This is a genomic window from Maribacter algarum (ex Zhang et al. 2020), assembly GCF_005885635.1.
Taxonomy (GTDB): Bacteria; Bacteroidota; Bacteroidia; order Flavobacteriales; family Flavobacteriaceae; genus Maribacter_C; species Maribacter_C algarum.
The window spans coordinates 1,598,443-1,611,800 of the sequence record NZ_VATY01000001.1 but is presented as its reverse complement, the minus strand read 5'-3'; the positions used below and the strand labels follow the sequence as shown (position 1 = coordinate 1,611,800).

The following is a 13,358-nucleotide window of genomic DNA, read 5'->3' as shown; positions in this document are numbered from 1 at the left end:
TCCCGTTAGGAAGAAACCGCTTTGGTTTCACGATAATTTGTGGGAGACTGACTCGTCATTTTCTTAAAAAAACGACTAAAATGGGCAGGGTCGTTGAAGCCTAATTCATAAGCAATCTCTTGATTCTGTTTATCCGTGAAACGGATAAGGCGTTTTGCCTCTAGGGCTAAACGTTCTAAAATTATTTGTTGCGGCGACTTCTGGTTATATAATGCAAACAAATTGGAAAGAGTCTTTGGACTCTTAAAAAGCAAGTCAGCATAATCACTCACTTTACGTTTAGTCTTATAATGCGTATCAACTAAAACATTGAACTTACGAACCACATCAATCTGTTCGTTATCTAGTTTTTTAACTATCAATTGCTCTTTTGCCAAACGTGTACAAATAATAATTAATCTTTTCAAAAGCATTTGAAGCATATCTCCTTGTATTTTATCTGGAGTAGCAAACTCATCTACAAAGACCTCGTAAAGGGTTTCGAATTTCCGGTTTTGCCCTTCTGGTATTGTAACGATAGGTAGATCTTGTGTTCCAAAAAACAAAATTCCGTTACAGGACACCTCACTATCGTGATCTGAGATGCAATAAAACTCCCTGTTAAATAAAAAGGCAGTCAACGGAAGGTTTGAATTCTCATAGGATATTTTTTGCAAATAGGTGGTAGTCATCAATTGATTTGGAAGCAATTGCACTCTCAATCCATCAACCTCTAATTCGGTGACTGAGTCATTTCTATTCCATAAAATAGTTATGTTACCAGTGTTTACGGAGAAACGATTTTCGTTGCTTTTGATATCATCAGTAAAGGCAAACAACGACCCAATCTTCTTGTCGTGGAATTCAAATTTCATACATCTATTGCTTACATGAGCTTAAAAACACTGATTTAGTCTGTTTTTTTGTTCATCCTTACGCCTGCAAAATCATTCTAATTCAGTTATTTATTAAACAAGACTGTTAATCATTGCTTTATATTTTAACACAATTCAGGCTTTTTCTAATTTTATGTAAAATTGCTATAATCAAGGAAATTAATTTTTCCTCTAGTTTGTTCAAAAAGAACGTTTTGCCCTAAAAATCGACTTTAAAAAATGCAGGAAATTAAAAACTACGACCGTGCCGCCAATAAATTTTATGACACATTGGATATAAAAAGTTTGCCTATAAACTCATGGGATTTATACGCCACTTTTTTTGACAAAATCTGTCAATCAATTAATGACGTCTTTGTGCTAAAGAATTTAGCGAAAAGTAATTTGTGGTCTTATAGGGAAGACTTTAACGAGGAGTTATTACAAAAAGAGCACGTGGTAGTAGTTACTGATGCTGAATTGAGAATAGTTTATGCCACTCAAAATATACGCCTTATGAATGGTTATAGACCGGAAGAAATTTTGGGTAAGAAACCGAAAATGTTTCAAGGTATAAAAACGTGTAAGGAAACATCAAGAAATATAGGTATTGCAATAAAGAACAGAGAACCCTTTGAAGCTGTAGTATTAAATTATAGAAAAGACGGAAGCACCTACAATTGTTGGATAAAGGGAGAGCCGATATTAAATAAATCTGGTGAAGTAGTGAACTTCATCGCCTATGAAAAAGAAGTAGCTTAAGAGTTACATGTTTAAGTGAAAAGAGCCAATCGATTTAGTTGATTGGCTCTTTTTTATACAATAAATTCTTGCCTTAAAAATTACAGGTTTCGATTTCAGTCACACGCAAAGTGTTTACCATACCTTTATCTTTAATCGGCATGGCAGCAAGGCTAATCAACATATCACCTACATCTAAAAAACCTTTTTTACAGGCAATCTGATTCACATCTTCGATGGTTTCATCTGTAGAAACATACTTGTCATAATAGAATGCTTTTACTCCCCAAAGTAGATTGAGTTGGGTAAGTATTCTTTTATTGGATGTAAAAACTAAAATGTGAGCACTTGGCCTCCAAGCTGATATTTGAAAAGCGGTATAACCACTGTTGGTTAAAGTGGAAATTGCTTTGGCCTTAATCTCATTCGCCATAATTGCAGCATGATAACAAACCGATTTTGTAATATATCGGTTTGTACGAATATGAGGTGGGTCGTGAGGCACATTAATCAATTCAGAACTCTCAACACTTTGTAGTATACTCGCCATTTTTTCGATAACCTGAACCGGGTAGTTCCCAACGGAAGTCTCTCCAGAAAGCATTACAGCATCAGCACCATCCATAACCGAATTGGCCACATCGTTTACTTCAGCTCTTGTTGGCGTGAGGCTTGTAATCATAGTTTCCATCATCTGCGTAGCGATAATTACTGGTATTCTAGCCTTCTTAGCTCTCAGTACAAGTTGCTTTTGAATCAAAGGTACTTCTTGTGCAGGAACCTCAACGCCCAAATCACCACGGGCTACCATAAGTCCATCGCAATAGGCAACAATCTTGTCAATGTTCTCTACAGCTTCCGGTTTCTCGATTTTTGCAATAATCGGAATTTTGTGTTCAGAATGTTCTTTAATAATATTCTGGAGGTCAATAAGATCTTGACTGAATCGAACAAACGAAAGGGCTATCCAATCTACATCCAAAGAAACTGCAAAAATAGCATCCTTAACATCCTTCTCTGTCAGAGCAGGCAATGAGATGTTCGTATTGGGTAAGTTCACTCCTTTCTTAGATTTCAATGGACCTCCTTGGATGACCTTCGCCTTAACCTCATCTTTACCATTGGTCGAAACCACTTCGAACATTAATTTTCCATCGTCTAATAAAACGCGCTCCCCTGCTTTTACATCTTGCGGAAAGTTAGTATAGTTCATGTATACCTTCTCTGCTGTTCCTTCAAAAGGTTCTCCTGTCACAAAGGTAATTTCATCTCCTGGTGCAACTACCACTTCACCAGCCATTACTCCCACACGAAGTTTTGGTCCTTGTAAATCCGCTAGAATAGAAGTATAGATTTGCATTTCCTCATTAAGCTCACGAATCATTTTAATTCGCTCTTTCACATCTTCATAATCAGCATGTGAAAAATTGATTCGAAAGACATCTACTCCCGCCAACATCATTTTTTTCAGTACCTCTTTCTTACTTGTAGCTGGTCCTAAAGTTGCTACTATTTTGGTTTTTTTCTTACTCGGCATTTTTAAAAAATTAGGTTGTTCTTAGATTTTAGATAATCAACTTCTAAAATGTAAGCGGTTATTATTTTGGGTATGGTTTGTAACTGCTTTACCGTACGCTCTTCTATACTATCGTCATCATGTTCAATTTTCAAAAGATAGTCTGCTTCTTTGTATTCTGGCACCAAATGATTTTTGGTATAGGATGGCTCGTTTGCAAACAAGTCACTTCCTACTAAACTTTCCTCTTGTATACTAGTATTGGTGATAAGCGTCCAATAACTGTCATTTTGTTCATCTCTCCATTCGAAAATCGGAAAGGAAATATCTTCCGTCAAGTCTAAATCTTTCGATGCTCTTTTAAAGTTTGATTTTAAGCACGAATTAAGGGCATATACAATAGCGTAATCCTCCATACTACTGTGTAAAGCTAGCAGTGTAAAGGAGTCTTCATAAAAATCATCCGTGATTTTATGTATTGCCATCATGTAAGTGCGAACTTCAAATATAAAACTAAAAACCAAAACAGCCTAGAGTAGGCCAATAGAATGCCATTAATTGACAAACTATAACGGTTTAGTTACATTAAATTTATACTTAGGATTTTTTCATCTTATCCTGAAGTGCAAAATAGGCTCTTTTGGAAGCCCGCTCTTCGGCCTTTTTTTTAGAAGTTGCCCTGGCCTTTGCCACTACGTTGTTTCCGATGGAAAGTTTTACAGCGAAGTGCTTTAAACTATCATTACCAGTATCTTCATAAACATTGTAATTGAAGTTTTTTTTCTGTTTTTGGCACCACTCAATTACTAAACTTTTATAACTTATAACCTTGCCCTCTAGCATTTCGATATCCACGTAAGGTGCAATAACCCTTTCGTTTATAAATTTTTCGCAGTAGTTATACCCCCTATCCAGATAAATGGCGCCAACTAAGGCCTCAAAGACGTTGCCATGAATATTATCTCCGAAATGCGACTTAGGAATTCGGCTTTCCACATATTTAATTAAATCCAAATCCTTTCCTAGTTCGTTCAAATGTTCTCGACTTACAATCTTTGACCTCATTTTAGTGAGATATCCTTCATCACCCAAAGGGACTTCATTATACAGATGTCTTGAGATAATGGTGCCCAGCATGGAATCTCCCAAAAATTCTAAACGTTCATAGTTCATGGGGTTCCCATCTTTGTCCCTTTTATTAGCGGATCGATGTAGAAATGCCTTCTGGTAGATTTTGAGCTTCTTTGGCTTAAAACCCAAGATTTTGGTCATTCCCAAAAAAAAATTCCCATCTTCTTTAGAATGGGAATTAAATAAATTAGATGGGAAGTTCATTTGTTGATTAGTCGATTTTCTTAAATACTACACAAGCATTATGACCTCCAAAACCAAATGTATTGCTCAATGCGACATTTACTTCTCGCTTCTGAGCCTTATTCAGGGTCAAGTTTAATTTCGGGTCTATATTTTCATCAACCGTAGTATGATTTATGGTCGGTGGAACAATACCGTGTTTCATCGCTAGTATAGATGCAATCGCTTCTATGGCTCCTGCCGCTCCCAGTAAGTGGCCTGTCATCGACTTGGTAGAGTTTATATTGATGTTTGGAGCATGCTCGCCGAACACTTCTGAAATTGCTTTTAGTTCAGCAACATCTCCCAAGGGGGTTGATGTACCATGTGTATTAATGGCGTCAACATCTTCGGGTTTTAAACCTGCATCTTTTAAGCAGTTTTTCATTACTTGAACCACTCCTATTCCTTCGGGATGCGGTGCCGTCATGTGATACGCATCACTTGACAATCCGCCACCAACTACTTCAGCGTATATTTTTGCACCACGCGCCTTGGCGTGTTCATATTCCTCTAAAATCAAAGCTCCTGCCCCTTCGCCTAAAACGAAACCGTCCCGAGTTCCATCAAAAGGTCTTGATGCGGTTTCAGGACTATCGTTTCTTGTGGAGAGGGCGTGCATAGCGCCGAATCCTCCCATACCTGCAATAGTTACTGCTGCTTCACTTCCACCAGAAACTACGACATCACAATATCCTAAACGAATATAGTTCAACGCATCAATCATTGCATTCGCTGATGACGCACAGGCAGAAACCGTTGTATAATTCGGCCCCATGAAACCATGCTTTATAGAAATATTGCCAGGAGCAATATCAGCTATCATTTTAGGGATAAAGAAGGGATTAAATCGCGGCGTACCATCACCTTCAGCGAAATTCATCACCTCGTTCTGAAAAGTCTCTAGCCCTCCAATACCTGCACCCCAGATAACACCAACTCGAAACTTATCGATTGTATCTAAGTCCAAACCGGAATCTTCAATAGCCTCATCAGATGCAACAAGTGCATACTGCGCAAACTTATCCAGTTTACGGGCTTGCTTTCTATCAAAAAAATCCTCGGGATTGTAGTTCTTTAATTCGCAGGCGAACTTGACCTTAAATTTTTCGGTATCGTAGTAAGTAACGGGAGCAGAACCGCTCTTGCCGTTTACTAGTCCTTCCCAATATTCCTCAATGTTGTTTCCGATGGGAGTAAGTGCCCCCAATCCGGTAACTACAACTCGCTTTATCTGCATTGAACTAAATTTTACACGCTTACTAAGCAAATTAAAAAAAATATCCATGCGATACAGTTACCGCATGGATAATTTCAAATCTTGTTCAAGAAATCATAAAGATTACTTCGCTTCTTCTATATAACTTATGGCTTGGCCAACTGTTGCAATATTTTCAGCTTGATCGTCTGGAATCTGAATATCGAATTCTTTCTCGAATTCCATAATCAACTCAACTGTATCTAGTGAGTCCGCCCCTAGGTCGTTAGTAAAGCTAGCTTCTGTAACCACTTCGTTTTCATCAACTCCTAATTTATCAACGATGATAGCTTTAACTCTTGATGCAATGTCTGACATAATAATATTTGGTTTTAAAAATTTAAATTGTTGGCAAAAATAAAAAACTTTGGATTAATAACACGTTTTACCGTTAAAATGTCTCGTAATTTAAGAAATTTAAGTACAAGAGTGCTATTTTAGCTCCAAATAATTCTTCTTCGGTAACGCCGATTCCCTTCATGAAAAATATCGTATTATTTGCCTCCGGTTCTGGTTCAAATGTTGAAAACATCATACATCATTTTCATGACAAGCCTAACGTTACTATAGCCGGTGTGCTAACTAACAAAAGGGATGCCAAAGTTTTAGACAGATGTAATAAATTGAAAGTCAATGGATTATATTTTAATAGAACTGCTTTTTACGATACCAATTGTATTCTAAACATTCTTAAATCATTACAACCAGACCTTATAGTGCTTGCTGGTTTTCTCTGGAAGATTCCCTCGAATTTGATTAAAAATTACCCCAATAAAATCGTGAATATTCACCCAGCTTTACTTCCTAAATATGGAGGCAAAGGCATGTACGGAAATCATGTACACCAAGCTGTAAAAGACAACATGGAAACTGAAACTGGAATTACAATTCATTATGTGAACAAAAACTATGATGAGGGAGCAATAATCCACCAATCAAGAACAGAGGTATCGTCAAAAGATAGTGTTGAAGAAATAGCTAAAAAGGTACATGCTCTAGAATACAAACATTTTCCTGAAGTGATAGAGAAATTATTGAATGAAAAGTCCTCCCCCAACATCGCTTTAGGCGATGTTGACCTCTCACAAGGAGGGGTAAAACAATAGTGTTGATTCAACCATAAGCAATGGCTAAAAAAGCAAAATTCTATACCGTCTGGAAAGGGAAACGACCTGGAGTCTATAACACCTGGGATGATTGCAAAGCAGCTATAACAGGATTTAAAGGTGCACAGTATAAATCTTTCCCAACATTCGAACTTGCAAAAAAGGCCTATAATGGAAACTACGAAGAATATAAGGGAAAGAAAAAAGGGGAAGCTTCCCTTTCACAAGAACAACTGCTCAAAATAGGGCAACCGAATTATCATTCCATTTCTGTAGATGCAGCTTCCAGCGGAAACCCAGGTATAATGGAATATCAAGGTGTAGATACCAAAACCAAAAAGAAACTTTTTAAACAAGGTCCGTTTGCTGAGGGCACCAATAATATTGGAGAGTTTTTGGCACTTGTACATGGCCTTGCCTACCTAAAGGAGCGTAATAGTGACCGCATCATTTATACCGATTCAAGAACTGCGATGAGTTGGGTTCGAAAAAAATCGTGCAATACAAAATTGGCAGAAACTACTAAGAATAAAGCTTTGTTTGACCTGATTCGGCGTGCGATTGATTGGCTGAAAAACAATTCTTATAATACCCCTATTGTTAAATGGGAAACAAAGGCTTGGGGGGAGATACCTGCGGATTTTGGAAGGAAGTAGGCTAGAAAATTTGATTTTTCTGGAAAGCAATATTTTAATAGTCCAAAATCAGATTAACACACAAGGCTACTCACTACTATTTATTGTCAAATGAGTATTTCCTTGGTCATGAAATATGGAAAAGACAATATCCTTATCTAATTTATTCCATTTTATAAACATAGGTTTATCAACAAATTGACACTCTTCTAAATATCCTGTTGTAGAAATCGCGGTGTTTCCACTATCAAGCACCTCTGAATCCTCATTAATTATTGCGCTCATCTTTTTAATTTGGTCTGGTTTTCCAAGTTTATCCACTAGGTCCTTGTAATAATCTTCATCAATAATTTCCTTAAAATCTGTACTAATCGATTTAATAATTCCTTTGTTATCTGTTTCGATAATAATTAGGCTAACCTCTTTAAAAAGAAAGACCATTTCTTGATCGGAAACTACGTACGTTTTTATTCCTTCCTCAGAATCCATTTCAATAGCTGGATAAGGTAATTCACTAATATTTAGACCTAAAAAACCTTCAATGGGATTATTCATAATTAAAAACAGAAAAACTATGGATTTTATCATAACTATTTACAGTTGGTAGGTCCTTCCCAAAAAGAACTCTTCGATGTACGGCGCAAGCGATCTGAGAGCAAAAGAACTGTTTTGTGAAAAACCTCCGCCAATAATCCTCATTGCTAAATCAATATTTTTATTCCATTTTTGGTCCAAAGCGGTGTTACTAGCTTTAGGGTTTTGCAAATACCACACTTGTGTTCTTATGTTAGCAACATTTAAAGCTCTTGCTGTTTGATTTGCAGCAGTCCCATTTGTCCTTCCCAGAGATAGGGTAAAATATCCTTTAGGGATATTCAATTCAACTGCATGTGTAAAAAAAGAGCCGTCAGGGTTAACCTTACCTGTTGCGAAAGTATTATTTATATTAGCAACTCCAGCAACTTTTGAAGGAATACCATTTGAAATCCCGTCTGCATATTCAAGGTTAAAAGCTTCCCTCAATTTAGAAAAACCAACCAAGAAATTGTACTATGAAAACCTTTTAAATTCAGAGGTTTTGATGATATCAAAATATAAGTTAATTCTTACTTTTTGTTTAGTAATTTAAAGTTAGTTCCTTTTTTTTCGCTCAATATAAACTTCAAATATTTTATTATTTGATATAAACACCCTTATCAAATACCTGTACAAAACCGTATATTTGCAGCTTAATTTTTAGGCCACAAATTGAATATGGGTAAGTTAGTAATTGTAGGTACAGTAGCTTTCGATGAAATTGAAAGTCCTTTCGGTAAAACCGATAAAATTCTTGGCGGTGCCGCAACCTTTATCGGCCTCGCTGCATCTCAATTCAATGTTGACTCTACCATTGTATCCATAGTTGGCGATGATTTACCCCAAGCCTATCTAGATCTATTGACTTCCAAAGGAATTGATATTTCAGGCATTGAAATCGTTCAAGGTGGTAAGACTTTCTACTGGAAAGGTAAATACCACAACGACTTAAATTCGAGGGATACCTTGGTTACTGAACTGAATACGCTGGCTGATTTCAACCCAGTTGTGCCAGAGAATTATAAAGATGCAGATATCGTCATGTTGGGCAATTTGCACCCTATGGTTCAAATGAGCGTCATCAACCAAATGGCAAAACGACCGAATCTAATTGTATTGGATACGATGAACTTTTGGATGGATAATGCCTTAGACGATTTACTTGAGGTCATCAAACATATTGATGTGATTACCATAAATGACGAAGAGGCTAGACAATTGACTGGTGAATATTCCCTTGTAACAGCTGCCGCGAAGATTCAAACAATGGGCCCTAAATATGTAGTTATCAAAAAAGGAGAACATGGGGCTCTTTTATTTCATGATGAGAATATATTCTTTGCTCCAGCCCTACCCTTAAAAGAAGTTTTTGACCCAACTGGTGCTGGAGATACTTTTGCAGGAGGCTTTGTAGGTTATTTAGCTGCTACTGATAATATCTCTTTTGAAAATATGAAGAATGCCGTGATTCATGGCTCAAACTTGGCATCTTTCTCTGTGGAAAAATTTGGCACAGAGCGCATGGAAACTCTTGAAAGAGACGAAGTCAATAAACGCTTGCATCAGTTTAAAGCATTAACACAATTCGACATCGAACTAAAATAAAAACACGCCCTGATAATTCGGGGCTTTTTTAATTTATATATCTAATGAGCGACGCTATTAAACATGAATGTGGTATATCGGTAATACGATTGTTAAAACCCCTAGAGTACTACAAAGAAAAGTATGGTACTGCTTTCTACGGAGTTAACAAAATGTATTTGATGATGGAGAAGCAGCATAATCGGGGTCAAGATGGTGCCGGTTTTGCAAGTATCAAATTAGATATGAATGCTGGAGAGCGATACATGAGTCGCGTACGCTCAAGTCAGCAACAACCTATTCAAGATATTTTCGCTCAAATCAATGACCGAATCAATACTGAAATGGAGCAAAACCCCGAATATGCTAGTGATGTGGCTTTGCAAAAAAAGAATATTCCGTATATAGGGGAGTTACTTTTAGGTCATGTTCGCTATGGCACTTTCGGAAAGAATAGTATTGAAAGTGTGCATCCATTCTTACGTCAAAATAACTGGATGCATAGAAATCTTATCATGGCGGGTAATTTTAATATGACCAATGTACATGAGCTTTTTGACAACTTGGTACAATTGGGGCAACACCCAAAGGAAATGGCAGACACCGTTACCGTGATGGAAAAAATTGGTCATTTCTTAGATGACGCCGTTGCCAAGTTATATAAGCAGATTAAAAAAGAAGGGTACAACAAACAAGAAGCTTCACCCTTAATTGCAGAACGTCTCAAAGTTGCTAAAATACTTAGAAGGGCAGCTAAAAACTTTGATGGCGGTTATGCTATGGCGGGTTTATTAGGGCACGGAGATGCCTTTGTATTAAGAGATCCTGCGGGAATCCGGCCTGCCTATTATTATCAAGATCATGAGGTGGCAGTAGTTGCTTCAGAAAGACCAGCAATTCAAACTGTTTTTAATGTTTCTTATGATGATGTAAAAGAACTGGATCCAGGTCATGCATTTATCATCAAAAAAGATGGTAGCACTTCTTTAAAACAAGTTCTTGAGCCTACGGAAAGAAAAGCTTGCTCCTTCGAGCGTATTTATTTTTCCCGTGGAAGCGATAAAGAAATCTATCAAGAACGAAAAGAACTTGGAAAGCTCATTTTTCCTAAAATTTTGGATGCTATTGACCATAATATCAAGAAAACTGTTTTCTCCTATATTCCGAATACCGCCGAGACTTCTTTCTTCGGAATGGTCAAGGAAGCGCAGAACTATTTGAATAAGAAAAAAGAGGAACAAATTCTTTCTATCGGGTCAAAAATTACTAGTGAGGAGCTTCATGAGATTTTAGAAGTCCGACCTAGAATAGAGAAAGTAGCCATTAAAGATGCGAAGCTGCGAACCTTTATCACACAAGATGATAGTCGTGACGATTTGGTTGCCCACGTTTACGATATTTCATATGGTTCAGTTGACAAAGGGGACAACTTGGTGATTATTGATGATAGCATCGTTAGAGGTACTACACTTAAGAAAAGTATTCTTCGCATTCTTGATCGACTATCACCTAAGAAAATAATCGTTGTCTCTTCTGCTCCCCAAATTCGCTACCCCGATTGTTATGGTATTGATATGGCCAAGCTCGAAGATTTTATTGCCTTTAGAGCTGCACTAGACCTACACAAAGACAGAGGAACATTAGATATCGTGGAAGATATTTATAAAAAATGTTTAACTCAAGTCAACACAAAAGATGCCGAGGTAATTAATTACGTAAAGGAGTTCTATGCTCCTTTCACAGCCGATGAAATTTCGAAAAAAAGTGGCGAATTATTAAGTCCAAAGGATATTAAAGCTGAAGTTGAAATCATCTATCAATCTATTGAAAATCTCCACCAAGCCTGTCCGAAGAATTTAGGAGATTGGTATTTCACCGGAAACTACCCGACAGCAGGGGGAAATCGTGTAGTCAATAGAGCATTTATTAATTTCTACGAAGGTAAAAATGAACGGGCCTACTAATAAAATTATCGATGAAATGCACAAATTCTTGTAGTTCATCGATAATTCACGCTATTCAGCGTGTTTTTAGCCTCCATGGAAGGTGTCTCGTCTATTTTAGATTTGCCATAGCATAAGTAGGTTAAGTTCATGGTAAGATTTGGGGCAAAAAAGGTGGAGACTTCTCCACCTTTTTTATTTTAATCAAACTCCCTGTTAAAGGCTTTTCTTTTCAAAGCAGCTATTCAAAAGTCGTTAAAGCTAAATAACACTCAATTTATTTCAAATGTCCAATTTATTGGGCTCAAAAGTCTAAGGCTCTTCCTAAAACACTTCGTGAAATTACACTTCATCCGAATTATGCGAACTTCAACAAAGAAGTTTTCAAGAATCACGAACTCGCTTTACTTTTGAAGAACCATAGCATAAGTAGGTTAAGTTCATGGTAAGATTTGGGGAAAAGGCGGAGCATTGCTCCGCCTTTTTATTTTTAAATATTCCTTCGAAAGTTAGATCTATACTTGAGTCAACAACTTTAGAATCCAAAAGAATGTTGAGCAAAAAACACGGTTGGAAAAATAGTTCGATTTCCATGCGCGCTCCTATTTCAATATCTCAAGTCTATGGTACTACTTGGAGAAAAGTTACCCGTCATTTACATCGGTTTGTAGGACTCTCATCGATAAAATGCATTTCAACCCAACTTCTTGGAAGTTCATCTAAAACCTTTTAAAAGGTCAAATAATCACTATATTTTTGGAGAACCATAGCATAAGTAGGTTAAGTTCATGGTAAGATTTGGGGAAAAAAGGTGGAACATTGTTCCGCCTTTTTTATTTGAAACCCCCAGTGTTTAACAAGGTTAACCTCATTTTTAAGTAATTTCCTACGATTTTATTGATAAATAAAGCTCTTAAAAAATACCAAAATTTCTTTTTTATTTAACGCAATACCAGTAATTTAGTACTGCCATAGCATAAGTAGGTTAAGTTTATGGTAAGATTTGGGACGAAAAGGGTGGAGACTTCTCCGCCCTTTTCTATTTTTAATTGGAACCTAAAAAAATCCCTCCCCCGTAATTACGGGGGAGGGATTTTTCTTATTTGGAGAGTACTTAAAAGACTCTTATTTGTGTGCGCTATACAATTCGGCCACTTTATCCCAATTGATAACATTGAAAAAAGCACTTACATAATCAGGTCTTCTATTCTGATAGTTCAAGTAGTAAGCATGTTCCCAAACATCTAAGCCTAAAATAGGTTGGCCACCACAACCAACACTTGGCATCAGTGGATTATCCTGGTTTGGCGAAGAGCAAACTTCTACTTTACCTCCTGGGTGCACGCAGAGCCATGCCCAACCCGAACCAAATCTAGTTCCAGCAGCAGTACTAAATTTACTTTTAAATTCCTCGAACGAACCGTAAGCGTCATTAATAGCACTAGCTAATTCTCCAGAAGGTAAACCTCCACCATCAGGTGACATAACACTCCAAAATAAAGAGTGGTTGAAAAATCCCCCTCCGTTATTTCTAACAGCTCCGTTCGACATATCTAAATTCGATAAAATGTCCTCTATTGATTTTCCTGCCAAATCAGTTCCTTCAATCGCTGCATTTAATTTTGTAGTATATCCATTGTGATGTTTGGTATGGTGAATCTCCATCGTTCTTGCATCAATATGTGGTTCCAACGCATCATAGGCATAGGGTAATTTTGGTAATTCAAAAGCCATAATCTCTATATTTAATTTTTAAAATTCGATTTCCTCAAATTTACATATTTTAACAAAC

14 protein-coding genes are annotated in these 13,358 nt (G+C 36.9%); 5 read left to right on the top strand and 9 right to left on the bottom strand.

Going from position 1 to position 13,358, the window contains the following annotated elements; genetic code table 11:
• Nucleotides 1-5 precede the first annotated feature (5 nt).
• Entirely contained in the window at nt 6-854 is an 849-nt protein-coding gene (locus FEE95_RS06930; protein WP_138657148.1) for a helix-turn-helix domain-containing protein, read from the bottom strand.
• A 240-nt stretch (nt 855-1,094) separates the two neighbouring features.
• Here FEE95_RS06930 and FEE95_RS06925 point away from each other — a divergent pair, with 240 nt between their 5' ends.
• Nucleotides 1,095-1,616 (top strand): PAS domain-containing protein, encoded by a 522-nt coding sequence (locus tag FEE95_RS06925; protein ID WP_138657147.1) that lies wholly within the window; start codon nt 1,095-1,097, stop codon nt 1,614-1,616.
• 73 nt (nt 1,617-1,689) lie between these two features.
• Here FEE95_RS06925 and pyk read toward each other — a convergent pair whose 3' ends face one another.
• From pyk to FEE95_RS06900, 5 genes are all read right to left on the bottom strand, one after another.
• Nucleotides 1,690-3,132 (bottom strand): pyruvate kinase, encoded by a 1,443-nt coding sequence (gene pyk, locus FEE95_RS06920; protein WP_138657146.1) that lies wholly within the window; start codon nt 3,130-3,132, stop codon nt 1,690-1,692.
• 2 nt (nt 3,133-3,134) lie between these two features.
• Complete coding sequence (locus FEE95_RS06915) at nt 3,135-3,599, bottom strand: IPExxxVDY family protein (protein ID WP_138657145.1); 465 nt, start codon at nt 3,597-3,599, stop codon at nt 3,135-3,137.
• Between the two features lie 109 nt (nt 3,600-3,708).
• Nucleotides 3,709-4,446: a ribonuclease III gene (gene rnc, locus FEE95_RS06910; protein ID WP_138657144.1), complete on the bottom strand. Its 738-nt coding sequence runs from the start codon at nt 4,444-4,446 to the stop codon at nt 3,709-3,711.
• Nucleotides 4,447-4,453: 7 nt separating this feature from the next.
• On the bottom strand, nt 4,454-5,704 hold the full coding sequence (fabF, locus tag FEE95_RS06905; RefSeq protein ID WP_138657143.1) for a beta-ketoacyl-ACP synthase II: 1,251 nt from the start codon (nt 5,702-5,704) through the stop codon (nt 4,454-4,456).
• A gap of 102 nt (nt 5,705-5,806) precedes the next feature.
• Entirely contained in the window at nt 5,807-6,040 is a 234-nt protein-coding gene (locus FEE95_RS06900; protein WP_008269813.1) for an acyl carrier protein, read from the bottom strand.
• 161 nt (nt 6,041-6,201) lie between these two features.
• Between FEE95_RS06900 and purN the strand changes: the two genes are divergently transcribed.
• Both purN and FEE95_RS06890 read left to right on the top strand, forming a co-directional pair.
• On the top strand, nt 6,202-6,828 hold the full coding sequence (gene purN, locus FEE95_RS06895) for a phosphoribosylglycinamide formyltransferase (RefSeq protein WP_138657142.1): 627 nt from the start codon (nt 6,202-6,204) through the stop codon (nt 6,826-6,828).
• Nucleotides 6,829-6,848: 20 nt separating this feature from the next.
• Complete coding sequence (locus FEE95_RS06890) at nt 6,849-7,484, top strand: ribonuclease H1 domain-containing protein (protein ID WP_138657141.1); 636 nt, start codon at nt 6,849-6,851, stop codon at nt 7,482-7,484.
• A 66-nt stretch (nt 7,485-7,550) separates the two neighbouring features.
• Here FEE95_RS06890 and FEE95_RS06885 read toward each other — a convergent pair whose 3' ends face one another.
• Complete coding sequence (locus tag FEE95_RS06885) at nt 7,551-8,051, bottom strand: hypothetical protein (RefSeq protein ID WP_138657140.1); 501 nt, start codon at nt 8,049-8,051, stop codon at nt 7,551-7,553.
• Nucleotides 8,052-8,057: 6 nt separating this feature from the next.
• Nucleotides 8,058-8,486, bottom strand: a complete 429-nt coding sequence (locus FEE95_RS06880; protein ID WP_138657139.1) for a hypothetical protein — start codon at nt 8,484-8,486, stop codon at nt 8,058-8,060.
• A 231-nt stretch (nt 8,487-8,717) separates the two neighbouring features.
• On the opposite strand from FEE95_RS06880, the gene FEE95_RS06875 reads away from it, so the two are divergent.
• Both FEE95_RS06875 and FEE95_RS06870 read left to right on the top strand, forming a co-directional pair.
• Nucleotides 8,718-9,644: a PfkB family carbohydrate kinase gene (locus tag FEE95_RS06875; RefSeq protein ID WP_138657138.1), complete on the top strand. Its 927-nt coding sequence runs from the start codon at nt 8,718-8,720 to the stop codon at nt 9,642-9,644.
• 44 nt (nt 9,645-9,688) lie between these two features.
• On the top strand, nt 9,689-11,587 hold the full coding sequence (locus tag FEE95_RS06870) for an amidophosphoribosyltransferase (protein WP_138657137.1): 1,899 nt from the start codon (nt 9,689-9,691) through the stop codon (nt 11,585-11,587).
• A 1,104-nt stretch (nt 11,588-12,691) separates the two neighbouring features.
• Here FEE95_RS06870 and FEE95_RS06865 read toward each other — a convergent pair.
• Nucleotides 12,692-13,300, bottom strand: a complete 609-nt coding sequence (locus FEE95_RS06865; protein ID WP_138657136.1) for a superoxide dismutase — start codon at nt 13,298-13,300, stop codon at nt 12,692-12,694.
• Nucleotides 13,301-13,358: the final 58 nt, after the last annotated feature.

Excerpts from the sequence above, each read along its gene's own strand:
- FEE95_RS06865 (WP_138657136.1), bottom strand. The coding sequence starts at position 13,300 with ATGGCTTTTGAATTACCAAAATTACCCTATGCCTATGATGCGTTGGAA.
- FEE95_RS06890 (WP_138657141.1), top strand. The coding sequence starts at position 6,849 with ATGGCTAAAAAAGCAAAATTCTATACCGTCTGGAAAGGGAAACGACCT.
- FEE95_RS06875 (WP_138657138.1), top strand. The coding sequence starts at position 8,718 with ATGGGTAAGTTAGTAATTGTAGGTACAGTAGCTTTCGATGAAATTGAA.
- FEE95_RS06925 (WP_138657147.1), top strand. The coding sequence starts at position 1,095 with ATGCAGGAAATTAAAAACTACGACCGTGCCGCCAATAAATTTTATGAC.
- pyk (WP_138657146.1), bottom strand. The coding sequence starts at position 3,132 with ATGCCGAGTAAGAAAAAAACCAAAATAGTAGCAACTTTAGGACCAGCT.
- FEE95_RS06870 (WP_138657137.1), top strand. The coding sequence starts at position 9,689 with ATGAGCGACGCTATTAAACATGAATGTGGTATATCGGTAATACGATTG.
- FEE95_RS06915 (WP_138657145.1), bottom strand. The coding sequence starts at position 3,599 with ATGATGGCAATACATAAAATCACGGATGATTTTTATGAAGACTCCTTT.
- purN (WP_138657142.1), top strand. The coding sequence starts at position 6,202 with ATGAAAAATATCGTATTATTTGCCTCCGGTTCTGGTTCAAATGTTGAA.
- FEE95_RS06885 (WP_138657140.1), bottom strand. The coding sequence starts at position 8,051 with ATGATAAAATCCATAGTTTTTCTGTTTTTAATTATGAATAATCCCATT.
- FEE95_RS06930 (WP_138657148.1), bottom strand. The coding sequence starts at position 854 with ATGAAATTTGAATTCCACGACAAGAAGATTGGGTCGTTGTTTGCCTTT.
- rnc (WP_138657144.1), bottom strand. The coding sequence starts at position 4,446 with ATGAACTTCCCATCTAATTTATTTAATTCCCATTCTAAAGAAGATGGG.
- fabF (WP_138657143.1), bottom strand. The coding sequence starts at position 5,704 with ATGCAGATAAAGCGAGTTGTAGTTACCGGATTGGGGGCACTTACTCCC.
- FEE95_RS06900 (WP_008269813.1), bottom strand. The coding sequence starts at position 6,040 with ATGTCAGACATTGCATCAAGAGTTAAAGCTATCATCGTTGATAAATTA.